Below are 24,117 nucleotides of genomic sequence, written 5' to 3' on the forward strand. Positions count from 1 at the left end.
GCCGGTCAGAGGCCCCGAAGTCGACTTATGTCGGCGCGCCGACGGGCCTGCGGACACAAGCGACGAGCGGCGTTTAAGGTGGTTCCGACGCCCGGTTGCGACCCGGCGGTCTCGTCCCCCGTTACCGGAGAGTAGGTGCTTGAGCGTCGTGGTCTCGAAGATCGCCACCGGCTATACGACCGATGTGAAGGGCCGACCGTTCCGGCGTCGCCGCATGGTTCCCGCACTGATCGTGGTCGCCGTCCTCGCCGTCGCCGCCATCACCACCTGGGCCGTGGTGCTGTTCGACGGTGGAGACGACGCCCGCCCCACCGACTGCAGCGATCCGGTCGCCGCGGCGTCGACCGCGTCGGGAGCCCCGGCGCCGACAGAACTCAAGACGGTCAGCGAAACGGACATGCTCAGCGTCGCGCCGGCCGGGCTGACGACATTCCGCGTCAGCGTGCTCAACGCCGGCGCTGATCGCGGTGCCGCTCGCTCGGCGAGCGACGATCTCGTCGCGGAGGGCTTCACCCCCGGCGAGCCCGCGTACGGCGACGACACCGTGTACGCCGACCGCAGCCTCGACTGCGTCGGCCAGATCCGTTTCGGTCAGGCGGGCCAAGCCGCGGCCGCGGCCGTCTGGCTCGCGGCACCGTGCGCCCAGTTGGTCAACGACGGACGCAAGGGCACCGACGTCGACCTCGTGCTCGGCGAGTACTACGCTAGCGATCGTCCCACCCAGGACATGCAAGCAGCACTGGAAGCCCTCCGGTCGGTGGATCCGAAGAACCCGAAGACGGCGATCGACCGGTCGCTCATCGAGTCCGTGCACAGTCAGAGCTGCTAGCTTTCCGCCTCTCTCTTCGCCGATTTTCTGCCAGCACGCCGCGCTCTGCTTTGCGATGCCGACTGCAACAGCCTTCACGGTCCACTGAAAACAGCCTGCGCAGCGCGCTCATTCCTCCCCAATCTCACCGTTGACCACACCGGTCTCGTCAACGGTTGCTGATTGGTGCCGTCGGTCAGATCCGACACTAGCTGCTGGGTATGACAATGAATTCAATCTTCTCGAACTCTTGTTCTATTCTTACGTGGCGAATATCATAGTATGTACAGCTTCATCGAGATGACTGGAAGGTCGTCTCGTGTTGTTTGAGAACTTCATAGCCGTCGCGCACAGGCGACACGGACTGCTTCCGTAGCACGGGGCTTTAAGGGGTGGTCGGTGGGTGCGCACGGAAGCAGGACCGCCGTCGGTTCGAGGGTTCGGCCGGCAGGGGTTATGCGGATCGACGCCGAATCGTCTCGGGTGGCTCCTTGGGTTGGAGTCGCCCCTCGGGTCGGGCTCCTTGGGTTGGAGTCGCTTCTCGAGTCGGCCCCTTGGGTTGGGGTCGGGCGATGCGGGTGATCTAGTGCTGGGCCTTCGGGTCGGCGGCCTGTCCTGCGACGTCGCCAGACCACCCTGTCTCCTCGGGTTCGGGTGGGTCTGGCGACAGGGTGACTGCTTGCGTCGGGTTCGGTGTCGTGCGTGTTGTCCAACGTCAGCGGTGCGTCTGTTCTCCTGCTCGGTGATCCCGGGCCGGAGGCGATGCTCCGCTACACATTTCAGGGTGCGTTCCCCATCGGGGCGTGCTCAGCCAGGATTGCGGCCCGCATCGGGGGCGTGTTCGCTAAGGAAGGCAAGGGGGATTGCCATGGCTATTGTCGACGTCATCACTGAATTCGCTGACGCGCTCATCGAAGCGCTCAGCCCACCCACCCTCGCTGCACCCGGAGGAGAACTCGCCCGTTTATGCGCGACTCCTTCCACTGTCGGTTTCGATGACGCTGTCATCGGGCAGACCATGGTGCAATTGACTCGGGTGGTCAATCTCGCTGGGACGGCGATGTCGGGACTGACCGACGCCGCCGACCGGGCCGGGTTACCGGCTCGGAAACGAGTCAAAACCAGCACCGACCTCCTCAAACAGTTGGGGATCACGCCGGCAGCCGCCCATCGATACGCGCGGACCGGGCACGCCGCGCACACGATGCCGGGCGTGATGGTGCACGCGAGGACCGGCGGTGTTCCGATCGAACAGCTCGATGCGATCGGAAAAGGCATCACGTTCGTGGGCAAGCGGGTTCCACTGGATGAGGATCGGCGCGCGGATCTGGCGCGGCGACTGTCCTGCCAGGTCACGCCAGCGGATGTGTCCCAGCGAGCTCGGGAACTCGCTCTCGAATGGGCGCCCGAGATCGACGACACTGACCCGGACGCGATACCGGTCGCGGAGAATCAGGATCTCAATGAGATGACGTTGGTGACCGGCGAGGATGGTCACACCACCGGGACGCTCGATCTGGACGCGCTGACCGGGGAGGAACTCAATCAGGCGCTCGACCCGCTCTGTAAGCCGATTCCGCAGCCCGACGGCTCACGGGATCCACGCACCGCTAAGCAACGTCGATCCGATGCCCTCGCCCATGTCATTCGCACCTACCTGAACGGGAAGGACCGGCCGACCGTATCGGGAGGGGTTCTCCCGCACGTCACCATGATCGTCCCGACGCAATGCGGTAACGGCACCAGCGCACCAGGTTCGGCGCCCGAGAGTTCGTCCCAAGTCGCGTCACTCGGTTTCACCGGCCCGGTGTCCCCGGCGACCGTCGGACTGGTCCTCTGTGAAGCGGCGATGCGCCGCGTGCTCCTCGACCAGAATTCCGCGCCCCTGGACGTCGGCCGCGAGCACCGCTCGGTGACTGCCGGCCTCCGCCGAGCGCTGGAAGCCCGCGACCGCGGCTGCGCGTTCCCGGGCTGCGGACGCCCGATCTCCTGGACCGACGCCCACCACTGCACCCCCTGGTCGAAGGGCGGGGACACCTCGATCGACAACTGCGTCCTGCTCTGCCGCATGCACCACACCCTGATCCATCAGACCGGCTGGGAAGTGTTCATCTGCCACGACCGCCACCCGTGGTTCCGCCCGCCTCTCGACCCGCAGCACCCGGACCGCCACCGCGAACCGATTCGCTCCAACGCGAGAAGGACCATGACCGCCGCACCCACGGCAGCAGCGTAAGCCGCCGCACAAGCGCACGACGTCGACCCGCACGACGCAGGAAGCAGCGCGGGGAGGGGCGGAGTGGTCACGACCGCCGAGCTCTCCGCAGGGACGAGGCGCTAGCCGAGGAGCGAGGACTGCCGAGGCGGCGTGACCACTCCGCCGCTCCCCGCGCGGGCGCAACCCTTCACGCCGCTCCCCACGCGGACGTGACCACCCTGTCCCTGCCCGCGCGGGCGCAAACATTCACGCCGCTCCACACGAGGAGGCGGGCAAACACCCGCCACCCCCTCTACCCCGTCGGCAGCGCGTCGCAGGCGCCGATCTGGTCGAGCGTTGCAATGAAGGCGTCGGCGATGCCAGGTGCCGCAGCGATCGTGGCGTGTCCGTCGTCGGCGCGGGAGTCCGCGGGAGGTAGCACCACCCGCGCTCCTGCTTCCGCCGCAATCAGCCCGCCCGCTGCCCAGTCCCAGGGACTCAGGCCGTGTTCCACGTGCGCATCCACCGCGCCGGAGGCCACCATGCAGAGGTCGATCGCGGCAGCGCCGACGCGCCGGATGTCCCGAACCTGCGGCAGCAGCGCGCCGATCAACGCGCCCTGTCTGGTGCGTCGCTCCTGCGAGTAGGCGAAGCCGGTGGCGACGAGGGCCAGGCCGACATCGGTGATCGGATTACACGACAACCGCACGGCGTCGTCCTTCTCGCCGCCCAATCCGACGGCCCAGGCGCCTTCGCCCTCCGCCGCCCAGTAGGTGACGCCGCGAGCCACGTCGACCACCGCTCCGGCCACTGACCGACCGTCGACCTGCGCTGCGACTGATACCGCGTAGGCCGGAATCCCATACAGGAAGTTGACCGTCCCGTCGATCGGGTCCACGACCCATCGCACCCCGCTCGGCACTGCCACGGATCCGCCCGCCTCTTCGCCGAGGACCTCGTCGGACGGTCGCTCCCGGTGCAGCAGGTCGCGGATGAGGATTTCGGTCTCGGTGTCGGCGACGGTCACCGGATCGGTCGGAGTCGACTTCGACGACACCGCGTCATCGGCGGTCCGGGTGCCGGTCGGCATGAAGAGTTCAGTGCGTCGGTCGCGAACGTGCTCGGCGGCTCGCTCGGCGACGCGGACGGCGATAGTTGCGAGTTCGGTGGGCGCAGCAGAATATTCAGGAGACCTCACGCTTAAAGTCTAGAGTGACCTTCCAAGTCGGATCGTCGTCACGGCTTCCACCTGCTGAGAAAGGCGGACCATTGTCCAACGCACGGGTCACTGTGTTGGCCTCCGATCATTCCCCCAGTCCTTCGTCGCACACGGGCTTCGGCATCGACATCGGCGGCTCGGGCGTCAAAGGCGCGATGGTCGACCTGCGGACCGGCGAGTTCGTCGGCGACCGGCACCGCATCCCCACCCCGCAGCCCGCCACACCGGCCGCGGTCGCCGACGCGTGTGCCGAAATCGTCGAGCACTTCGGCTGGACCGGTCCGGTCGGGCTCACCGTGCCCGGGGTGGTCCGGAACGGCGTCATGCGCTCGGCGGCCAACATCGACGACAGTTGGAAAGGCACCGACCTCACGGCGCTGTTCAGCGAACGGCTCGGCGGCCGCCGCGTCTCGGTGCTCAACGACGCCGATGCGGCCGGTATCGCCGAGCATCGCTTCGGAGGCGGCGCCGACACCTCTGAGGGAACCGTCATTCTGCTGACGTTCGGTACCGGCATCGGATCGGCCCTGATCTACAACGGCACGCTGATTCCCAACACCGAGTTCGGCCATCTCGAGGTGGACGGCAAGGAAGCCGAGCATCAGGCGTCGGCCAAGGTCCGCGACGACAAGGGGTGGACACTCGCCAAATGGAGCAAGAAGGTCTCGAAGGTCCTGCACCACTACGAGGCGATCTTCTCCCCCGAGCTCTTCATCGTCGGTGGCGGCATCAGCCGCAAGGGTGATCAATGGATTCCGCTGTTGACCAACCAGACGCCGGTCGTCGCAGCGAAACTGCGCAACACCGCGGGGATCGTCGGTGCGGCGATCGCCGTCGACGAGGGCCTTTCGTTCTGATTTCTGCTGGATTCGGGCTTGTTCTGACGGACCAGAACCGGTAGGCGCATGTGCTCTCGGCAACGTTGTCGTTACAATGGAACACATCGGTCCCGCACCGAAGCTCTCAAGCCCCTTCGCCCACGGCGACGTGTCCCCACGACACGTGCCTTGCCGTGCCGCCCGTGATTTCTGTCGAAAGGTTGTAAGTGGCAACCACCAATTCCACCGACGTAGCAGCTGAAGCCACCGGAGACGTGCCGGTCGCCGCCAAGAAGGCGCCCGCCAAGAAGGCACCGGCCAAGAAGGCGCCAGCGAAGAAGGCTGCCGCCAAGAAGACCGCGGCGAAGAAGACCGCGCGCAAGACGGCTGCCAAGAAGACCGCCGCCAAGCGCGCGAGCACCAAGGCTGCCGACCCGTCGGTGGATGCCGACGAGACCGAGCAGGGCGAGGGTCTCGACGACGTCGACGATTCACAGATCAACCTCGCCGACGAGGACCTGGTCGTCGACGATGATGACGACGACGCGGACGAGAAGCCCGCGCCGGCCAAGGGCCGGGCCGCGGCGAAGTCGACCAAGAAGAAGGACGAGCCGAAGCCCGACTTCGTGTGGGACGAAGACGAGTCGGAAGCACTCCGTCAGGCGCGCAAGGACGCCGAGCTCACCGCGTCCGCCGACTCGGTCCGCGCGTACCTCAAGCAGATCGGCAAAGTGGCCCTCCTCAACGCCGAGGAGGAGGTGGAACTCGCCAAGCGCATCGAGGCCGGGCTGTTCGCCACCGAGCGTCTGCGCCGGGTCATGGAGTCCGGCGAGAAGCTGTCGGTGGCCCAGCGTCGCGACCTGTCGTGGATCTCGCGCGACGGCAACCGCGCCAAGAACCACCTGCTGGAGGCCAACCTGCGACTCGTCGTCTCGCTGGCCAAGCGGTACACCGGCCGCGGCATGGCGTTCCTCGACCTGATCCAGGAAGGCAACCTGGGTCTGATCCGCGCGGTCGAGAAGTTCGACTACACCAAGGGCTACAAGTTCTCGACGTACGCCACCTGGTGGATTCGGCAGGCGATCACCCGCGCCATGGCCGACCAGGCGCGCACCATCCGCATCCCGGTCCACATGGTCGAGGTCATCAACAAGCTGGGCCGCATCCAGCGCGAGCTGCTCCAGGACCTCGGCCGCGAGCCGACCCCGGAAGAGCTCGCCAAGGAAATGGACATCACGCCGGAGAAGGTGCTGGAGATCCAGCAGTACGCCCGCGAGCCCATTTCGCTCGACCAGACCATCGGCGACGAGGGCGACAGTCAGCTCGGCGACTTCATCGAGGACTCCGAAGCAGTCGTCGCCGTCGACGCCGTCAGCTTCACCCTGCTGCAGGACCAGTTGCAGGACGTGCTCGACACGCTGTCCGAGCGTGAGGCAGGCGTCGTGCGGCTGCGCTTCGGCCTGACCGACGGTCAGCCGCGCACCCTGGACGAGATCGGCCAGGTCTACGGCGTCACCCGCGAGCGCATCCGTCAGATCGAGTCGAAGACCATGAGCAAGCTCCGCCACCCGAGCCGCTCGCAGGTCCTGCGCGACTACCTGGACTAGTTCGGACTTCGCCGTCGGTTCACTCGACGGCCCCACCGTCGGAAGAACCCGGGACATCGCGCGCGTCGCGGTGTCCCGGGTTCTCTGCACGGTAGCGCTCGGCGGCCTCGATCGCGCGCGTCGCGGCCGCGTCGATCGCCGCCACGATGCGCGGTGGGGCGTACAGGGCTCCGGTGTCGACGAGTTCGTCCATGATCGCCTTCATCTGCCGCAGATACGCCGCACGTTCTGTCGGTTCGGCCGTGCCCTCGGCATGCCGCAGAAGTTTGGCCGCCAAGTCCAGCTTGCGCCGATCGCTCGGGTCCAGGTAGCTGGTGCCCTCGCGTTTCGCAGAACGCTCAGCCGTCGCCCAGTCGACGGCGAGACGTCTCACCGCATCGCGATACGCCGCAGCGAAGGCCGGATCGGTCGGCATGGTGTCGGTGCGCAACGCGTTCGCCTCCCCCAGCGACTCGTGGAAGCGGGCAGTCGCCGGATGCGTGATGTCGCTCAGCGCTGGATAGCGCATGACTGTCATCGGCTCGGTCTCGTACGGGAGATAGGCGAGCAGCAGCTCGTCATGGGTGCGTTGCGCCGCCTCCCACAGTTTCTCGTCGGACGTCGGTGCAGGACGCGTCGGCGAATCGTGAACGGTCGCCTCGACCGTCGCGCGCTGCTCAAGACCCAGTTCGCGCATGATGTGGTCGTGGACCGGATTGTTGTGATTGTCGACGGCGACGCAGAACACCTCACCGCTGCGCACGGCGATCTCGACGAAGTGCCGACCGGCCCGCCGGAAATCATGATCAGGCACCGCGCCCCGAGTCTCCCCGTCCCACGGGTGCTCGCTCAGGGTGACGCGCGTGATGGCGGTTCGCGGGAACTGATAGGTGCGTCGCGGCCAGTTCCCCACCATCGCGTGGGTCGGATTGAGCTGGATCCCGAGTCTGGGCGTCCGATAGCGCGTCGCCATGAGGAGCACGCCCGCCGCGATCATCATCACGACGGCGAGCACGAACCCGACGACGGCGTCATCGCGCCCGAACTCCACCCACCCCCAGGTACCCAGCCCGAGAACCGCCGCAGCACCGGCGCCCGCGGCGATCGGCGCGGCCTGGTCCCGGCCGACGGTGACATACGCGCCGTACCGGAGGTCGTCGAGGTCGTCGCCGGAGGTGCTGACGACCGGCGGCCGCCCCGCTGCAGTCGAAGTGGCCTGTCGCCCATCAGGTTCCCTCATGTCTTCGATATAACTACATCGTCGGCCGCGCGTACATCGTGTTAGCCTCTGACGATGCCCCTGGTCACCCGTCGGTTCTCCCCGAGGGCCACCGCGATCGGGGTCGTCACGGGCGTCGTGTCGTTCACCGGACTGTCCGTCACCGCCGACAACTCCGCACTGCCAATCCAGATCGCCGGACTGATTCTGGCCGGTGCGGCACTGGTGACCGGCTCGCGCCGCTTGCGGGGTGCAGACTGGGTCCGATCGACATATCCCGACCTCGCCGAAGGCGGCCCCTTCTTCGAATCCGGTGCGTCGCCACGACATGCCGCGGTCCATTCGGTGGAGACCGACCTCCACGGCACCGACCGCACAACACGGTTCGGGATGACCGTCGTCGACGAGCAGCACCCGTCGTCGTCGTACGTCACCTCGACCAGGACCGATGCGTCGCCTGAACTGCTCGCGGCGGCCGTGCAGGATCGCCCGCGAGCGACCGTGCGTGAAGTACGGGGCCTGCCGGGCGCCGTTCGCATGACCCACGAACTGCAGCAGTACGGCGCCAAGCTGGCCAGATCGATCCCCGACGACATCCCAGCGCAGCAGGTGTTCACCGTCCCCCGCGACGGCGTGGTGGCTCCGCGATGGGTCACCGCCTGCTTCTGCGTGGCGGTCGCCCTCAGCGGTGGGGCTACCGCTGCCGTCCTACCGAGCACGTCGGCCATCGGCGACGTCTTCTCACAGGTGAGCCCGGCGAGCGACGGCCCCTCCGACGCCGGGACCGGGTCACCGACGCCCACCGTCGACAGCGCGATCGGCCGGTTCGGCCTCGACGCGTTCAAGGGCTTGGCGGCGCTGGCGGAGAAGGACGCGCCCGGCAGCACCGGATACGTTCTCGACATCGAGTTCCGCGGCTCCACGATGCGGCTGGACGTCCTCGACAGAGCGACGTCGCAGCGGAACGTCTACCGTGCCGACCAGAACGACGACGGCGACTTCGACGTCGACGAGGTTGAGATCACCCTTGGAACCAGCTCCGACAGTTCTGCGCGCATCCGCAACTCCTTCCCCATCGCGACGGTCGATCCCGCGATCGTCGTGCAGGCGTACGACGAGATCACCACGACTGCCGGGGCCGAGCAGTCCGGCCAGGATCGCGTCGAGATCACCAAGGAGTCGCCCGACGACGAGCCGCTCATCACGGTGCGGATCAAGGCGGGCGACTTCGACGCGAAGCTGGACGGCACCGTCGCCCCCATCTTCGATGCCGAGGACACGGCGACCCTGCTGGCGCAGACCGCCGCGCTCCTCCCGCTGGTCGACGTCGAGCCGAACGAATCACGCATTCAAAGCCTCGCCATCGGAGACAGTTCGACAGCCATCGACCTGACCGCCTATCCCGCTGCCAAGCGCGGGGCGAGTTCGCACGTGACAGTGAGCTCCGGACACTTTCCGCAGGTCACCACCGACACGGACCCGCCGAATTACGAGCGCGACGAGTTCTTCGCCCTGTCGCAGATCACCCTGGTGCGCCTGGACGCCATCGTTCGGGCGAATGCCGCCCGGGTCGGTGCAGAGCCCGCCGACACCGCGTCTGCGAAATTTGAGATCACCAAGCGACAGCTCTCCGGCGCCGACCGCGACTCCGCACCCGTCCTGCAGATCCAAGTGACGTTCCCGACGATGAGCGACAGCCGAGGGACCTACCTGGCGGACGGCACCTTCGTCGCCTAGATGTACTGACTCGGGGACGTTGATCAAACGTGAGAACGGCGGCTGGTTGTCGCAGGCCGTGTGCGGACCGTGCTGGCTGCACTGGTGAAGCCAATCGCCGAGGGCATCGCGCCGTTCCTGCTCGCTGCAGTAACAGCGGGCGTCGGCCCACCCATCAGCGATGGTGCGGTGGAAGCGCTCAACCTTGCCGTTGGTCTGAGGACGGTACGGGCGCGTCCGCTTCGGTGTGATCGACAAGGCCTCGCAGGTATCGCGCCACAGGTGTGTGCGGTACGCGCCGCCGTTGTCCGACAACACGCGCTCGACGGTGACGCTACGGTCGGCGAACCACTCCACCGCCCGGTGAAGGACGGCGGCGGTGATGGCCGTCTCGTCATCATGAACTTCTGTGTACGCGACACGCGAGTGGTCGTCGATGACGGTGTGCACGAACGCGTACCCGAGCTTCGGACCGCCGTACTGATTACGTGGCTTGCCCGGGGTGACGGCGCGATTCTTCTCGCCCTGGCGGCGGCCGACGTAGCGCCAGCCGCCGCCGTCGGGGATGTTGCCGACCTTCTTCACGTCCAAGTGCACGAGCGACCCGGGGTGAAGGTACTCGTACCGTCTGACCGGCTCACCGGTCGCGCGATCGACGTAGGACAACCGGTTCAGGCGCGCTGTCGTGAGGATGCGATGCACGGTGGACGGTGCGATGTCGAGTCGGGAAGCGAGCTGAACGGGCCCTTCCCGCAGTCGCGTTCGCAAGCTCACGCACCTCTTCATCACCGCCTTCGGGGTCTTGTTCGGCGACGTTCTTGGGCGTGACGACCGATCCTGCGTGGACTCGCCGGCCCGGTAGCGGTCGACCCAGCGCTCACGGTCGGCCAGGACATCTGGAAACGGGCGGCGACTTCGCTGATCGGCCATCCCTGCCTTCCGGACAATTCATGACGTGGCTGGAAACGCTGAGCGGTCCACCGCCGAGGGTCGACCTGAACGACTGAGCCCAGTCGATGGGCGCAGTCGACTGTTTGGCGCCGGTCAGTCCTCGACCTGGAATCCCGGCTGACGTGCATAGTCCTGCCGGCGTTGATCGAGGACCATGCGGATCTGGTCGGCGGATCCCTCGCCGAGGACCAGCCGCAAGGGCCCTTCTGGTGCGGTGACGTGGGCAAGGATCCCCTCGGCGATGGCCTCCGGCGACGATCCGCCGCCCGTGGCCCCAGGATCGCTTGGCCAGGGCACGACGGTGGTTCCGAATAGTCGTTCGCGCAGCGCGTCATACGCGGGAATTGGTGCACTGAACTGCATCCTTGAGGTCGCCCACTGGGTATCCATGGCACCGATCTCGACGAGGGTGACTCGCACACCCATCGAGCTGACCTCGCCTGCCAAGGACTCGGTGAACCCCTCGAGGCCCCACTTCGCGGCGTTGTAAAGCCCGAGCAGGGGCATGGCACCGACTCCACCGGTCGACGAGATCTGCACGATGTGACCGGTGCCTTGGACGCGCATCAGCGGAAGCGCAGCCTGTGTGAGCCACAAGGGGCCGAGAAGATCAACGTCAAGGATGGTCCTCGCATTCTCCTCGCTGACCTCCTCGGTAGCACCGACGAGGCCGTAGCCCGCGTTGTTCACCAGGACGTCGAGACGGCCCGCGTCCTCGTGAGTTTCTTGGATGGCTCGCCAGCAGTCATCCCGGTCGGCTGGGTCGAGCCGCATCACCGTCAGAGACGGGTGCTGCACAGACAGCGCGCCCAGGCGGCTCGTGGCCACAACGCGATCACCTGCAGCCAACACCCGCTGGGTCAACGCAAGGCCAAGGCCGCTGCTCGCGCCGGTGATGAGCCAGGTCTTCGTTGTTGTCATTAGCCCATTCAAGCACGAAACGGAACGGTGCGTCTCGTTTCTATACTGGTGGCATGGCCCGTCCCACCACCGCCGCGCGCGTCTTCGCCGCCGTCCTGCACCTCGCCGAGCGCGGCGGCCCGAATGCCCTCACCATGGAAGGCATTGCAGCCCAAGCCGGCGTCGGCAAGCAAACGCTCTACCGCACATGGCCATCGATCCATGCACTCCTGTTTGACGCCTTGGCAGCGGAATCTGCTGTGTCCGAACCCGTCGGCAGCCACCCTGAACTCTTCGAAGCGCTGAAGGCGACCAGTGCCGAACTCGCGGCAGAACCGCGAGCCTCACTGCTGCGGATGCTGGCGGCCGCAGTCCAGAGCGACGAGGTGGTCGCACGTCAGTTCCACACTGCCCTTCTTCAGCCTCAGCAGCAGCAGTTCGCCCGAGTGGTTGCTGCTGACGGCTTCGACAATCCCGAGCGAGCTACGGAGCTTCTGCTATCCCCCCTCCTGTTCCGATGGTTTCTCCGACTGCCTCCCCTAACCGACGATGAGTTGGCAGACCACATCGAAACCGTTCGACACCTACACCGGCCCGGTTGATCAACATGTCCGGTCAGTACACCTAGACGATTGATTACCGGTGGCCGTCACTCCTCAGGTCGGTCACACCTGCAAGCTCAGCCATCTGAGCCCCCTGGTGCCGGCGGAACTCACGACGGTCTCGATAACTGCGTGCTCGCTCCGCTTGCAGGCAGCACTCGACCAACGTGGAGTCCGATCACAAGGTCGCGATCCACCGCCGGGTGTCGGCCGGATCGATGACGTCGTCGAGCTCGAAGGTGCCCGCTGCACTCAATCCGCGACCGCGGGCGTACGCGGTGGCCACCAGCTGGTCGTAGAGCTCTGCGCGCGCGTCGTCGGTCGGGGCCGCCGCCAACTCCTTGCTGTAGCCCAACCGGACCGCGCCCTCGAGGCCCATGCCACCGATCTCACCGGTCGGCCAGGCGACGGTGAACTGCGGAGCGTGATAACTGCCGCCGGTCATCGCCATGGCGCCCAAGCCGTATCCCTTGCGGAGAATGACGGCGCCGAGCGGAACCGTGAGACGCGCGCCGACCGAGAACAGTCGAGAGAAGCGTCGGACCGACGCCTGCTCCTCCGATTCCGGTCCCACCATGAAGCCCGGAGTGTCACAGAACGAGACGATCGGCAGTCCGCGAAGTTGACACAGTTCGAGAAACTCCGCGAGTTTGTCTGCACCCGACGCTTCGATGGCGCCGCCGAGGTGGAGGCTGCTGTTCGCGACGAACCCGAACGGGCGGCCCTCGACGCGCAGGAAGCCCGTGACGATGCCGGGCGCGTACTCGGGGCGCAGTTCCAGCACCGAGTCGACGTCGGCGACAGCGGTGATCGCCTCGTGCACATCGTAGGCGCGGAGGCGGTTCTCCGGCACCGCGTGGCGGGCCCGACGCGGGTCCGGCGCGGTCCACTCCCCGGTCGCGCCGCGGAAGTATCCGAGCAACTGCTGCACCAGGCGGACCGCGTGTGCTTCGTCGTCGGCCACGAGGTCGATCACACCGTTGCGGCGCTGCACCTCGACCGGCCCGATCGCCTCCGGCGGAAACTCGCCGAGGCCGCCGCCGGAGATCATCGCCGGACCGCCCATGCCGATGTTGGCGTCGGGCGTCGCGACGATCAGATCGCAGGCGCCGGCGAGTGCCGCGTTGCCGGCAAAGCAGCGTCCCGACACGACGGCGATCGACGGCGCGCGGTCGCGGATCGCCGCCATGGAACGGAACGTCGGCACATCCAGACCTGCGACGATGTCCATATCGGTGTCGCCGGGTCGCCCGCCGCCGCCCTCGGTGAAGAAGACGACCGGCAGGTCTCGGCGGAGCGCGATGTCGAGCATTCGGTCGGTCTTGGCGTGGTTGCGCCAGCCCTGGGTGCCTGCGAGAACGGTGTAGTCGTACGACATGACGACCGTTGCGGCGCGATCGCGACCGAACACCTCGGCGCCGATCGTGGCGACGCCGCCGACCAGTCCGTCGGCCGGGGTGTTGGCGATGAGGTCGGCCTCTGATCGTCGCGCCTTCTGCGCCGCGATCGCGAGGGCTCCGTATTCGATGAAGCTGTCGGCGTCGACGAGATCGGTGATGTTCTCCCTGGCGGTGCGCCGCCCGAGCCGACTGCGTTTGGCGACCGCGTCCGGTCTGGCCTCGTCGTGAGTCATCCGATGCCGGTCGACCACCTCGTCGAGGTCGGCGCGACGGCGATCGATGTCGTCGACGGCCGTCGTCGTGTCGACCTCCCCGGCCTCGGCCTCCCGATAGACGAGGAGCACGGCACCCGCGGACACGGTGCGTCCGGGCGAGGTCGTCGTCGACACGATGTGCACGGCGGTCTCGGCGAGCACCTCATGCTGCATCTTCATGGCCTCGAGCACCACGAGCGGCTCCCCCGCCGCCACCGCGGCGCCCGCCGGCGCGATCTCCACGACGGTCGCGGTGAGCGGCGCCGTTGCGGTGATCTCGCCCGTCAGCACGTCGCGATGGAGCGCCGCGGAACCGCCGTCATCGTCGGACGGCAGCAGATCAGCGAGCCGACGGTCCAGATAGCCGGTGTCGACTCCCCCGTGAACGAACTCGTCGTCGGTCAGGACGGCCCGCAGGAACGCGATGTTGGTCGCCGGTCCCTCGATGACGAACTCCCCGAGTGCCCGGTCGGCCTTCACGAGCGCCGAGTCGAGGTTCGCGGCGCGGACGATCACCTTGGCCAGCAGTGAGTCGTACCGCAGTGAGGTCTCCAGGCCCGGGACGCCGAACGTGTCGACGCGAACGCCGGGACCGGTCGGCGGACTGAAGGCCTCGAGCACGCCCGCGGTCGGCAACGCCGTCCCATCACTGCTCATGGTCTCGAGGTTCACTCGCGCCTGCACCGCCACCCCGGCAGGCGTCGGCGCCGCCGCGAGCGCAGCGGCGGGCAGCCCGCAGTCGTCGAGCGCCGCCCCAGCCGCGATCGCCAGCCCCACCGCGACCAGATCCACGCCAGTGACCTCCTCGGTCACCGTGTGCTCCACCTGGATTCGCGGATTCACCTCCAGGAACACCGCACGGTCGGCGGCGACGTCGACGAGGAACTCGACCGTCGCGAGGCCCGCATAGCCGGCTTCGGCGCACAGCCGCGCCGCGTCGTGGTGGAGTCGGGCGCGGAGTGCCTCCGGCAGACCCGGCGCAGGCGCGATCTCGATCAGCTTCTGCCTGCGCCGCTGCACGCTGCAGTCCCGGTCGCCGAGCGCCACCGCCCGAGTGCCGTCGCCGATCACCTGAACTTCGATGTGGCGGGCGCCGCGCAGCAGTTCCTCGGCGAACAGGCGGCCGTCACCGAACCCGAGTTCGGCCTCCGCGGTCGCCGAACGGAACGCCGCGTCGAGGTCGTCACCAGGTGCCACCGGTCGCATTCCCCGACCGCCGCCGCCCGCGAGCGCTTTGAGCATCACGCCGACCGACGTCCGTGCGGCGAACTCTCGGATCTGTGCCAGGTCGGCGGCGCCGTCGGTCCCGGCGAGGACGTCCAGCCCCGCGGCGACGGCGGCCGTGCGTGCCGACTGCTTGTCACCGAACTGCCGCAGCACGGAAGGTGACGGTCCGACGAACGTCACGCCCGCCGCCGCACAGGCCTCGGCGAACTCGGCGTTCTCGGCAAGGAATCCGTAGCCGGGGTGGACGGTGTCCGCGCCGGTGTCGCGGGCGGCGATGAGCACGGCGTCGATGTCCAGGTAGGCCGCCGCTCCGGTGCCGGTCAGCGCAACGGCCTCGTCGGCGGCCGCGACGTGCGGGGTGTCGGCGTCGTCGGGTGCGTAGACGGCGACGGTGGCCACGCCCGTCTCGCGCGCAGTCCGGATGATGCGGAGTGCGATCTCGCCGCGGTTGGCGATCAGAAGCTTCATGCCGCACCGCCCGACGTCGCCGCGGCGGCACGCTCCAGGAGGTCACCCTTCCGGATCTTGCCGGTCGCCGTCATCGGCAGCGCGTCCACGAGGATCACTTCGGGCACCTTGTAGGTGGCGATGTGCTCTCGCGCCCAGGCAACGAGCTCGGTCTCGTCGGGGCCGTCGGACGCGGTCACCACGAACGCCACCGGGACCTGCCCGCGATCCGGGTCGGGCCGCGGCACCACCGAGATCGCCTCGATCCCGTCGTGATGACGCATCAGCGCCTCGACCTCTGACGGGAACACGCTCATCCCGTTGATCTTGATCATCTCCTTCGTTCGCGCCAGATAATGCAGGGCGCCCCATTCGTCGAGCTTGCCGACATCGCCGGTGTGCAGCCAGCCGTCGCGGATCGTGTCGGCGGTGGCCTGCGGGTTGTCGAGGTACCGGGTGAGGATCGACGGGCTCCGAAGGATGATCTGCCCCGTCTCGCCGAGCGGCACGGGTACCCCGTCGTCGTCGACGATCAGGATGTCGGTGCCGGGTACCGGGAGCCCGCAGAAGACCGGGTCGGCGTGCAGATCGCGGTCGTCGTCCTGGAAGCCGAGCGTGAACGTGTCGGCGGTGTGCGTCTCGGTCATTCCGTACGACGCCTCGCGCAACACCGAGCCGACGCTCGCACGCCACCGCGCCCGGATGTCCGGATCGAGGCGGGTCACGAACGAGACGGCGAGCGTCGACGTCAACGAACGCAGCGCCGCCGGATCCAGGTCGGGCAGGTCGAGGATCTCGAGATAGTTGTCGACGGTCGCGACCAGACCGGTCACCGCGTACCGCTCGATCTGGTCGACGACGGCGGCCGCGTCCCAGCGGCTCAGGAGCACCACGCGCTGGCCGTTGAGGAGCGGCGCGATGATGCCGAAGTCCTCGCCCGCGATCCAGAAGATCGGGAGGAAGTTCATCGACACCGAACTCGGGTCGCCGAGGCCGGTACCGGTGGCGAGCGTCGCGGTGGCCGCCGTGTACGCCATGTGGCGCTGCGTGTGCTCGCAGCCCTTCGGCATGCCGGTGGTGCCGCCGGTGTAGTTGAGCGCGGCGAGCGCGTCGGGATCGGCCGGTCGTGGCTGCGCGCGGGGCGCTGCCATGATGTCGTCCCAGTCGGCGGTCGTCGCGACGACGCGGACGACGGTCTGCGCGAGCACCGAGTCGACGAGGTCGCGTTGGTCTGGGGCGGTCAGCAGGACACTGACCTGCGCGTCGGCGAGTTCGTGCTGCAATTCGAACGCCTTGAAGATCGGGTTCACCGGGACGTGCACGGCGCCGAGTTTGAGGATGCCGAGCATCGCGATGGGAAACTCCGGGCAGTTCGGCAGGTGGACGCCGACGCGGTCGCCCGACGCCACCCCGACGCTCTCGAGCCAGCCGGCGAACCGATCGGACGCCTCGTCGTACTCGGCGTACGTGAGGTCGCGACCGGCGAAGGTGATCGCGATGGAATCCGGCCGCACCGCAGCCCAGTGTCGGAGGTGGTCGACCATCGTCGCCGCGCCTGCCGGGTACTCGAACTCGCGCGCGACGTCGTCCGGCCAGCTCTCCGACTGTCGGGCTCTGATCCGCGCGAGCGCGGCCTCTCGGGCGGCGAGGCGATCGGCTGCGGTGTGCGGCGCTGACAGCATGGCTGCATTGACTCCTTGACTCGGCGTTCTGGATTTCTGCGCTGTGGGATTCTGCGCTGTGAGATTGTGCGGTCTGGTGTGGTTCATAGACCGAGGAGACGCTCGGTGGCGGCGATGAGATCGACGATGAAGCGTTCGCGCTCCGCATCGGAGCCGTTCGCCCACCGCTTGGCGCCGTGGTGCAGGGCGTCGCCGAGGACGCGGACGAGGCGCTCCGGTTCGAAGGCCGGATCGATGGTGCCGGCGGGCAGGTCGTTGAGGTAGCGGGCGTACGCCCGGATGCGTCGGTCCGCGGCGGTGGTCCAGATCGCGGCGACCCCCGCATCGACGGAGGCGGTCACGTCGATGAGGCTGACGATGCCGCCCAACGAGAAGAGCGCGTCCAGGTAGGCCCGCGTGGTGGCGGCGAGGATCTCCCGCGGGGTCGCGTCCTCGAGTCCGGTCAGGCTCTGGGTGACGTCCAATTCCCTGGAGACTGATTCGACCAGCGCCAGGAAGACCTCGTCCTTCGACTTGAAGTACGCGTAGAAGGTGGGCCGCGACGTCTGGGCGCGATCGGCGATCATCTCGACGGTCACGGCGGCGTAGCCGAACTCGTCGAAGCATTCGGCGGCGGCGGTGAGCAATTGGGTGCGGCGGAGCGCCCCGGCGCTCTTGCGGGTCGCCCTGGCACGATCCTGCGCGGTGCTCACTGCGGCCCGGCGTCTCGCGTCATCGATCTCCTCAATTCATGGTCGGTGATCAGGCTCACTCATTGTGCTTTACATTGACGTCAACGTCAATGGTGGGAAGCGAAAGCAGAGCCCCGTTTCCGCAACACGAAAACGAGGCTCTACCTGGCCCGACAATCGCTGGGGCTACTCCTTCACGACCAACCGCTGCTACTCGCTTAAGAATCTCGCCCGTCGCACCCTTCGGCAGTTCCGGGACGATCTCGACCGACCTCGGGGTGGGTGTACAGATCGAGCTCGGCCCCGCCTGAGCGCCTGCCAGCGAGACCGCCGAGGTGATCAGCAGTCGGGAGTCGCGACCTCCGCAGACGTGAGCGTCGCGTCACCCTGGTACAGCAGCGGAGCATGCGGGGTCGCCGCAGCGGACTCCTGGAGGATGACGGCGAGGTTGAACGACATGGGCGGCTCCAGCTTGTCTTCGTGATCGGTATCGGTGAGTCGGTCGGTTCACGCGGGGAGGTCGGCGAGATCGGCGAGCGCCGCGCGATGGCGTCCCGGTGTCCCGAGTGCGATCTGATCTGCCTTGGCCCGTTTCAGATAGAGATGTGCGGGATGCTCCCAGGTCATGCCGATGCCGCCGTGCAGTTGGACGGCCTCCTCGGCGGCGCGGACCGCGAGATCGCCGCAGTACGCCGCCGCGACGGCCGTGGTCAACGCCGACTCATCGGCGTCCACACCGCGGTCGGCGAGTGTCACTGCCGCCGCACGCGCGATCGCCGACGCCTGCTCGGCGTCCGCGTACAGGTCGGCGAGCCGGTGCTTCACCGCCTGAAAGCCGCCGACGATCCGGCCGAACTGCCGCCGCTGCTGGAGGTACCCCACCGTCTCGGTGACGCACCAGCGGGCGATGCCCGCCTGCTCGGAGGCCAGCAGCGCCGCACCCGCGGTCAGGCCGGCCCGGAGCGCACCTGCCGCATCGTCGGTCACCCGGCGTCCGGGAGCGTTCTCCAGGACGACGTCGGCGACCGGCCGCGTCATGTCGAGCGAGGGCGTCGCGGTGACGACGACGTCGGTCGCATCGACGACGTACAGCGCCCCGTCGGCGCCCGGAACCAGGTAGATCGTCGCCGACTCGGTGCCTGCGACGCTCACCACGCGTCCGGACAGTCGATCACCGTCGCCGCCGACCGTCGCACATGCGTCGTACGAACTCGTAGAGAACGGCACCGCGACGGCGGCGACCACGCTGCCGTCGGCCAGTCCCGGCAGGTATTCGGTGTCGGCGGCGACCGTCAAGGTCGTGGCGGCGATGATGGCGCTGGTGAGCATGGGGGTCCGCGCGGGCAGCGCACCCAACTCCTCCAGCACCACCGCGGCCACCGCCGGGGTGGCTCCGGCGCCGCCGTGCTCCTCGGCGATCAACAGACCGGCGAGCCCGAGCTGCGCCATCTCCGGCCAGAGGTCGGGCTGCGGTGCGCCGTCGTACCCGCCGATGATCGTCGCATGGTCGGTCCGGTGCGACAGCAGATCGCGGACCGCAGCGCGCAAGTCCTCTTCGACCTCGTCGGTCAGCAGCGCCGGAACGTAGTCCGTCGCGACATCGGCTCCGCTCATCGGGGCACGTCCTTCCATGGGATGTCCTTGTCGACACGGTGTTCGGGAGGCAGCCCCAGCACGCGTTCGGCGACGATGTTTCGGAGGATCTCCGAGGTGCCGCCCTCGATGGAGTTGCCCTTGGCCCGCAGATAGCGGTAGCCCGCATCACGGCCGAAGAAGTCGACGCGTTCGGGACGCACCATCGTCCAATCCGAGTAGCGCAGGCCGTCGGCGCCGAGCAGCTGCAGTTCCAGACCCGAGAGCTGCTGGTTGATCCGCGCGAACGACAGCTTCATCGCAGCGCCCTCCGGTCCCGGCTGTCCGGACGCGAGCTTCTGCCCGAGACGAACACCGGTCAGGCGAGCCACCTCGGAATCGACCCACAGTTTGATCAAGTCGCCGTGCAGATCGGGAGTCCGCAGCTCAGGATGCTCGCGCCAGGTCTTCGCGACGACGCCGATCATGCCCTCTTCACGCCGCGCGGCCCTGCCTCCGATGGCGACGCGTTCGTTGTTCAACGTGGCGTTCGCGACCTCCCACCCCTGTCCCACGGCACCGAGACGCTGGGTGTCCGGGATGCGGACGTCGGTGAGGAAGACCTCGTTGAACTCGGCCTCACCGGTGATCTGTCGCAGTGGTCGCACGTCGACGCCGGGGTCGGTCATATCGCACAGGAAGTAGGTGAGCCCGCGATGCTTCGGAACGTCGCCGTCGGTCCGGGCGACCAGGATGGCCATGCGCGCATTGTGCGCGCCCGACGTCCAGACCTTCTGACCGTTCACCACCCAGTCGTCTCCGTCGCGCACCGCACGGGTGGCGACGGCGGCGAGGTCCGAACCGGCCCCCGGTTCGCTGAACAACTGGCACCAGATCTCCTCGCCCGTCCACAGCGGGCGGAGGTAGCGGTCGAGCTGCTCCGGCGTGCCGTAGCGGAGAATCGTCGGCGCGGCCATGCCCAGACCGATGCCGTTGACCTCGCTGCGGTTGTCGGGCGCGCCCGCCGCAGCGAAGAGCCGATCCACCTCGGGCTGCAACGACCGGGACAGGCCCAGCCCGCCGCGGCCGACCGGGTAGGCGACCCAGGCGAGTCCGGCGTCGAACCGGGCCCGCAGGAAGTCCGCAGGATCGGTGGTCGCGGGATCGTGCGCGGACAGGAACTCCGCGACCCGCCGGACGAGCTCGCTCGCCTCCGGGCTCACCGGTCTCCCTGCCTGCGCAGTTCGGCGCGCGCGAGAGAGTTCTTGTGCACTTCGTCGGGACCGTCGGCGAAGCGCAGGGTGCGGATGCCCGCCTGGAACTGGGCCAGCGGGAAGTCCTGGGACAGGCCGCCCGCACCGTGTGTCTGGATGGCCTTGTCGACGATCCATTCGACGGTGGCGGGGGTCGCGATCTTGATCGCCTGGATCTCGGTGTGCGCTCCGCGGTTGCCCTTGGTGTCCATCAGCCACGCGGTCTTGAGCACCAGCAGTCGCAACTGCTCGATCCGCACCCGCGATTCGGCGATCCAGTCGCGGATGACGCCCTGCTCGGCCAGCGGTTTGCCGAAGGCGACGCGGCTCGCGGCCCGCGCGCACATCAGCTCCAATGCGCGTTCAGCGATCCCGATCGAGCGCATACAGTGGTGAATACGGCCCGGTCCCAACCGCCCCTGCGCGATGGCGAACCCGTCGCCCTCATTGCCGATCAGGTTGGTCGCGGGCACGCGAACGTCGGTGAACCGCAGTTCCGCATGTCCGCCGTGCTCGCGGTCGTCGTAGCCGAAGACGTGCATCCCGCGGACCACCTCGAGCCCCGGAGTGTCGCGCTCCACCAGGATCATCGACTGCTGACGGTGCCGTTCCAGCGAGGGATCGGTCTTGCCCATGACGATGAAGATCTTCGCATTGGGGCTCATCGCACCGGTGATCCACCATTTGCGGCCGTTGATGACGTAGTCGTCGCCGTCACGCACGATCGACAGCTCGATGTTGGTCGCATCCGAGCTCGCGACATCGGGTTCAGTCATCGCGAACGCCGAGCGGATCTCGCCGTTGAGCAGCGGCGTCAACCAGGCGGCCTGCTGCTCGGCGTTCGCGAACGCGGCGAGGACCTCCATGTTGCCGGTGTCGGGTGCTGAGCAGTTGAGCGCGGCGGGCGCCAGGTGCCCGCTGCGGCCGGTGATCTCGGCGAGCGGTGCGTACTGCAGGTTGGTCAGCCCCGCACCGTGCTCCCCCGGCAGGAACAGATTCCACAGTCCGCGGCGACGCGCCTCCGCGCGCAGTTCGCCGATCACCGGGGTGGAATCCCAGTCCCAGCGGTTGTCGAGGGCCGCGAGTTGCTCGTCGAACACGGCTTCGGCCGGGTAGACGTACTGGTCCATGAACTCCAGCAGGTTCTCCTGGAGTTCCAGCGTCTTGGTGTCGAACTCGAATTCCATCTCAGTTCTCCTTGAGAGCTGCAAGGCCTGCTTGCAGAAGCGGTTCCACGGTCGCACCGACGTCGGCGAACCCGTCGCCGACCGTCTGACCGTTGGTGAAGCGGTAGTGGATGCCTTCGACGATCCCCGCCAGTTTGAAGCAGCTGTAAGCGACGTAGAACCCGAAGTTCGTCAGATCGCGTCCCGACGCCGCCGCATAGCGCGCGACGACCTCCTCGTCGGAGAGGAATCCGGGAGCAACGGCGACGTCGGTGACGCCGCCGCCCGCCGCGCCCATGCGGTGATACACGCTCATCAGAGCGAGGTCGGTGAGCGAGTCGCCGATCGTCGACAGTTCCCAGTCCAGGACCGCGCGCGGCTGATCGCTGTCGTCGACCAGGACGTTGTCGAGCCGGTAGTCGCCGTGGACGATCCCAGGCGCCGCATCGGGCGGAACCTGCTCGGCCAGGAGCGCGTGGAGCCGCTCCATCGCAGGCAGATCACGGGTGTGCGCGGCGTCGAACTGTTTACGCCACCGCGCCACTTGGCGAGCGAGGAAGCCCTCCGGGTGTCCGAAGTCGCCGAGGCCGACCTGCGCCGGCTCCACCTGATGCAACACCGCCAGGGTGTCCACCAGACGTTCGGAGATCGCTCGGGTGCGCTCCGGACCGAGCTCCGCCAGCTCGGAGGCCTTCCGGTACGGGGTGCCGTCAACGGCCTCCATCACGTAGAAGGGCGCTCCGAGCAGCTCGGCGTCACCGAGGGCGTACATCACCGGGACCGGCACGTCGGTCGACGCGAGGGCCGACATCATCGTGTACTCGCGGCCCATGTCGTGAGCGGTGGCGAGCAGTTTGCCGACCGGCGGACGACGCAGGATCCACCGCTGCTGGTCGTCGTAGAGGCGGTACGTCAGGTTGGACTTGCCGCCCGCGATCAGTTCCGCGTTCAACTGTCCGGAGACCGCCCCGACGTTCTCGACGAACCAGGGCGTCAGAACGTCGAGGTCGAGTCCCGGATGCTGACGCGCGGTGGGCTCGGCGGTCATCAGTACACCAGGACGGTGACGGTCTCGGCGATGCAGACGGGCTTCTGACCGCCCTCCGCTTCGATCGTCACCTTCTCGATCACCTGGTGACCTGCGGCGCCCTCGCTCACCTCGACCAGGTCGAATCCGGCCCGGACCTTAGATCCCACGGGGACCGGCGCCGGAAAGCGGACCTTGTTGGCACCGTAGTTGATGCCCATCTTCAGCACACCGGGCCGCCACGCCGACTGCCGCAGCACAGGGATCAGCGACAGTGTGAGGTACCCGTGCGCGATGGTCCCACCGAAGGGGCCCTCTTTCGCGCGCTCCGGGTCCACGTGGATCCACTGGTGGTCGCCCGTCGCCTCGGCGAAGAGGTTCACCTTCTCCTGGGTCACCTCGAACCACTCCGAGTACCCGAGGTGGGTGCCGACCGCCGCGATCAGCTCGTCTGCGCCGTTGAACTGCTTGATCTCACTCATTTTTCCGTGCCTTCGTTCGTGTTCCGCCGTGGGGAGGTCGAGCCGTGGTCGCTGTCAGTCCTTGGGACCGCCGGCGACGTACAGGATCTGTCCGGAGACGAAGCCCGCACCCTCGCTGGCGAAGAAGCTCGCGGCGTGCGCGATGTCGGCGGGCTCGCCCACCCGACGGACCGGGGTCTCCTTGGCGACGGCCGCCTTGAAGTCCTCGAAGGTCACACCCATGCGCTCGGCGGTCGCCGCCGTCATGTCGGTGGCGATGAATCCGGGTGCGATCGCATTCGCGGTGACGCCGTAGCGACCCAGCTCCAGAGCGAGGGTCTTGGTGAGCCCCTGCATGCCCGCCTTGGCCGCCGAGTAGTTGGCCTGGCCGCGGTTGCCGAGCGCCGAGGTGCTCGACAGGTTCACGATGCGACCCCAGCCCTCCTTGGTCTGGTACTGCTGCACCTCGCGCGACATCAGGAAGGCGCCGCGCAGGTGAACGGCCATGACGGCGTCCCAGTCGGCGACGGTCATCTTGAAGATCAGGTTGTCGCGGATGATGCCCGCGTTGTTGATGAGGATGGTCGGCGCGCCGAGCTCGGCGGCGACGCGGCTGACTCCGGCCTCGACCTTCACCTCATCGGAGACGTCGACGCCCACGCCGATCGCCTTGCCGCCCGCGGCGTTGATCTCGTCGGCGACCACCTGGCAGGCCGCCTCATCGAGGTCGAAGACCGCGACGGCGTGGCCGTCGTCGGCCAGCCGATGCGCCACCTGGGCGCCGATGCCTCGGGCTGCTCCGGTCACGATCGCAACGCGCTGAGTGCTCATAGGGGTATTTCTCCTTCAACGATTCTTGATGGGTTCGCCAGTGACACCTGCCACTAGGCATTGACGGTAGGACGGTCGCTGCGGCGTCGCAGGCCGTCCGGCATTCTGCT

General features: G+C 67.8%; 18 protein-coding genes and 1 pseudogene. 6 read left to right on the forward strand and 13 right to left on the reverse strand.

What is annotated here, in order from left to right:
• The first annotated feature begins 148 nt into the window (after window positions 1-148).
• Window positions 149-829: an envelope integrity protein Cei gene (gene cei, locus GH2_RS11570; RefSeq protein ID WP_066167688.1), complete on the forward strand. Its 681-nt coding sequence runs from the start codon at window positions 149-151 to the stop codon at window positions 827-829.
• Window positions 830-1,676: 847 nt separating this feature from the next.
• Window positions 1,677-3,044 (forward strand): HNH endonuclease signature motif containing protein, encoded by a 1,368-nt coding sequence (locus tag GH2_RS11575; protein WP_066167691.1) that lies wholly within the window; start codon window positions 1,677-1,679, stop codon window positions 3,042-3,044.
• Window positions 3,045-3,318: 274 nt separating this feature from the next.
• Here GH2_RS11575 and GH2_RS11580 read toward each other — a convergent pair whose 3' ends face one another.
• The gene (locus GH2_RS11580) at window positions 3,319-4,203 is read right to left on the reverse strand and encodes an inositol monophosphatase family protein (RefSeq protein ID WP_066167694.1); all 885 of its coding nucleotides are present in this window, start codon (window positions 4,201-4,203) and stop codon (window positions 3,319-3,321) included.
• A gap of 71 nt (window positions 4,204-4,274) precedes the next feature.
• Here GH2_RS11580 and ppgK point away from each other — a divergent pair, with 71 nt between their 5' ends.
• The gene (ppgK, locus tag GH2_RS11585) at window positions 4,275-5,081 is read left to right on the forward strand and encodes a polyphosphate--glucose phosphotransferase (RefSeq protein WP_066167696.1); all 807 of its coding nucleotides are present in this window, start codon (window positions 4,275-4,277) and stop codon (window positions 5,079-5,081) included.
• Between the two features lie 188 nt (window positions 5,082-5,269).
• The gene (locus tag GH2_RS11590) at window positions 5,270-6,649 is read left to right on the forward strand and encodes an RNA polymerase sigma factor (protein WP_066167699.1); all 1,380 of its coding nucleotides are present in this window, start codon (window positions 5,270-5,272) and stop codon (window positions 6,647-6,649) included.
• A 19-nt stretch (window positions 6,650-6,668) separates the two neighbouring features.
• Here the strand turns inward: GH2_RS11590 and GH2_RS11595 are convergent, their stop codons facing one another.
• A complete protein-coding gene (locus tag GH2_RS11595; protein WP_066167702.1) occupies window positions 6,669-7,868 on the reverse strand; it encodes a hypothetical protein in 1,200 nt (399 codons plus the stop codon).
• Between the two features lie 54 nt (window positions 7,869-7,922).
• Between GH2_RS11595 and GH2_RS11600 the strand changes: the two genes are divergently transcribed.
• Window positions 7,923-9,584 (forward strand): hypothetical protein, encoded by a 1,662-nt coding sequence (locus GH2_RS11600; protein WP_066167705.1) that lies wholly within the window; start codon window positions 7,923-7,925, stop codon window positions 9,582-9,584.
• Window positions 9,585-9,608: 24 nt separating this feature from the next.
• Here the strand turns inward: GH2_RS11600 and GH2_RS21295 are convergent.
• Window positions 9,609-10,510 (reverse strand): annotated as a pseudogene (locus tag GH2_RS21295) (IS481 family transposase); the annotation flags it as partial.
• Between the two features lie 97 nt (window positions 10,511-10,607).
• Window positions 10,608-11,435 (reverse strand): SDR family NAD(P)-dependent oxidoreductase, encoded by an 828-nt coding sequence (locus GH2_RS11605; protein ID WP_066167708.1) that lies wholly within the window; start codon window positions 11,433-11,435, stop codon window positions 10,608-10,610.
• A gap of 53 nt (window positions 11,436-11,488) precedes the next feature.
• On the opposite strand from GH2_RS11605, the gene GH2_RS11610 reads away from it, so the two are divergent.
• The gene (locus GH2_RS11610) at window positions 11,489-12,016 is read left to right on the forward strand and encodes a TetR/AcrR family transcriptional regulator (RefSeq protein WP_066167711.1); all 528 of its coding nucleotides are present in this window, start codon (window positions 11,489-11,491) and stop codon (window positions 12,014-12,016) included.
• Between the two features lie 178 nt (window positions 12,017-12,194).
• Here the strand turns inward: GH2_RS11610 and GH2_RS11615 are convergent, their stop codons facing one another.
• The 9 genes from GH2_RS11615 to GH2_RS11655 all read right to left on the reverse strand — a co-directional run bounded on the left by GH2_RS11615 (window position 12,195) and on the right by GH2_RS11655 (window position 24,007).
• Window positions 12,195-15,365, reverse strand: coding sequence for an acetyl-CoA carboxylase family protein (locus GH2_RS11615; protein ID WP_066167714.1), 3,171 nt, complete (start codon window positions 15,363-15,365; stop codon window positions 12,195-12,197).
• Window positions 15,362-17,026: an AMP-binding protein gene (locus tag GH2_RS11620; RefSeq protein WP_066167716.1), complete on the reverse strand. Its 1,665-nt coding sequence runs from the start codon at window positions 17,024-17,026 to the stop codon at window positions 15,362-15,364. Before GH2_RS11620 ends, GH2_RS11615 begins: the two co-directional genes overlap by 4 nt.
• Before the next feature lie 83 nt (window positions 17,027-17,109).
• Window positions 17,110-17,718 carry a TetR/AcrR family transcriptional regulator gene (locus GH2_RS11625; protein WP_066167719.1) on the reverse strand — a complete coding sequence of 203 codons (609 nt, stop codon included), beginning with the start codon at window positions 17,716-17,718 and terminating at the stop codon, window positions 17,110-17,112.
• A gap of 486 nt (window positions 17,719-18,204) precedes the next feature.
• The gene (locus tag GH2_RS11630) at window positions 18,205-19,311 is read right to left on the reverse strand and encodes an acyl-CoA dehydrogenase family protein (RefSeq protein WP_066167722.1); all 1,107 of its coding nucleotides are present in this window, start codon (window positions 19,309-19,311) and stop codon (window positions 18,205-18,207) included.
• The gene (locus GH2_RS11635; protein ID WP_066167725.1) at window positions 19,308-20,492 is read right to left on the reverse strand and encodes an acyl-CoA dehydrogenase family protein; all 1,185 of its coding nucleotides are present in this window, start codon (window positions 20,490-20,492) and stop codon (window positions 19,308-19,310) included. The genes GH2_RS11630 and GH2_RS11635 overlap by 4 nt, the downstream gene beginning before the upstream one ends.
• Complete coding sequence (locus GH2_RS11640) at window positions 20,489-21,709, reverse strand: acyl-CoA dehydrogenase family protein (RefSeq protein ID WP_066167728.1); 1,221 nt, start codon at window positions 21,707-21,709, stop codon at window positions 20,489-20,491. Before GH2_RS11640 ends, GH2_RS11635 begins: the two co-directional genes overlap by 4 nt.
• Window position 21,710: 1 nt before the next feature.
• The gene (locus GH2_RS11645) at window positions 21,711-22,736 is read right to left on the reverse strand and encodes a phosphotransferase family protein (RefSeq protein WP_066167730.1); all 1,026 of its coding nucleotides are present in this window, start codon (window positions 22,734-22,736) and stop codon (window positions 21,711-21,713) included.
• A complete protein-coding gene (locus tag GH2_RS11650) occupies window positions 22,736-23,188 on the reverse strand; it encodes a MaoC family dehydratase (protein WP_066168398.1) in 453 nt (150 codons plus the stop codon). Before GH2_RS11650 ends, GH2_RS11645 begins: the two co-directional genes overlap by 1 nt.
• 63 nt (window positions 23,189-23,251) lie before the next feature.
• The gene (locus tag GH2_RS11655) at window positions 23,252-24,007 is read right to left on the reverse strand and encodes an SDR family oxidoreductase (protein ID WP_066167732.1); all 756 of its coding nucleotides are present in this window, start codon (window positions 24,005-24,007) and stop codon (window positions 23,252-23,254) included.
• Window positions 24,008-24,117 lie beyond the last annotated feature (110 nt).

This window comes from Gordonia hydrophobica NBRC 16057 (assembly GCF_001592365.1).
Classification (GTDB): Bacteria; Actinomycetota; Actinomycetes; order Mycobacteriales; family Mycobacteriaceae; genus Gordonia; species Gordonia hydrophobica.

Coding starts and splice junctions, on each gene's coding strand:
- GH2_RS11640 (WP_066167728.1), bottom strand. CDS start 21,709: ATGGAATTCGAGTTCGACACCAAGACGCTGGAACTCCAGGAGAACCTG.
- GH2_RS11575 (WP_066167691.1), top strand. CDS start 1,677: ATGGCTATTGTCGACGTCATCACTGAATTCGCTGACGCGCTCATCGAA.
- GH2_RS11605 (WP_066167708.1), bottom strand. CDS start 11,435: ATGACAACAACGAAGACCTGGCTCATCACCGGCGCGAGCAGCGGCCTT.
- GH2_RS11645 (WP_066167730.1), bottom strand. CDS start 22,736: ATGACCGCCGAGCCCACCGCGCGTCAGCATCCGGGACTCGACCTCGAC.
- GH2_RS11620 (WP_066167716.1), bottom strand. CDS start 17,026: ATGCTGTCAGCGCCGCACACCGCAGCCGATCGCCTCGCCGCCCGAGAG.
- GH2_RS11630 (WP_066167722.1), bottom strand. CDS start 19,311: ATGAGCGGAGCCGATGTCGCGACGGACTACGTTCCGGCGCTGCTGACC.
- GH2_RS11600 (WP_066167705.1), top strand. CDS start 7,923: ATGCCCCTGGTCACCCGTCGGTTCTCCCCGAGGGCCACCGCGATCGGG.
- GH2_RS11615 (WP_066167714.1), bottom strand. CDS start 15,365: ATGAAGCTTCTGATCGCCAACCGCGGCGAGATCGCACTCCGCATCATC.
- GH2_RS11610 (WP_066167711.1), top strand. CDS start 11,489: ATGGCCCGTCCCACCACCGCCGCGCGCGTCTTCGCCGCCGTCCTGCAC.
- GH2_RS11595 (WP_066167702.1), bottom strand. CDS start 7,868: ATGAGGGAACCTGATGGGCGACAGGCCACTTCGACTGCAGCGGGGCGG.
- GH2_RS11655 (WP_066167732.1), bottom strand. CDS start 24,007: ATGAGCACTCAGCGCGTTGCGATCGTGACCGGAGCAGCCCGAGGCATC.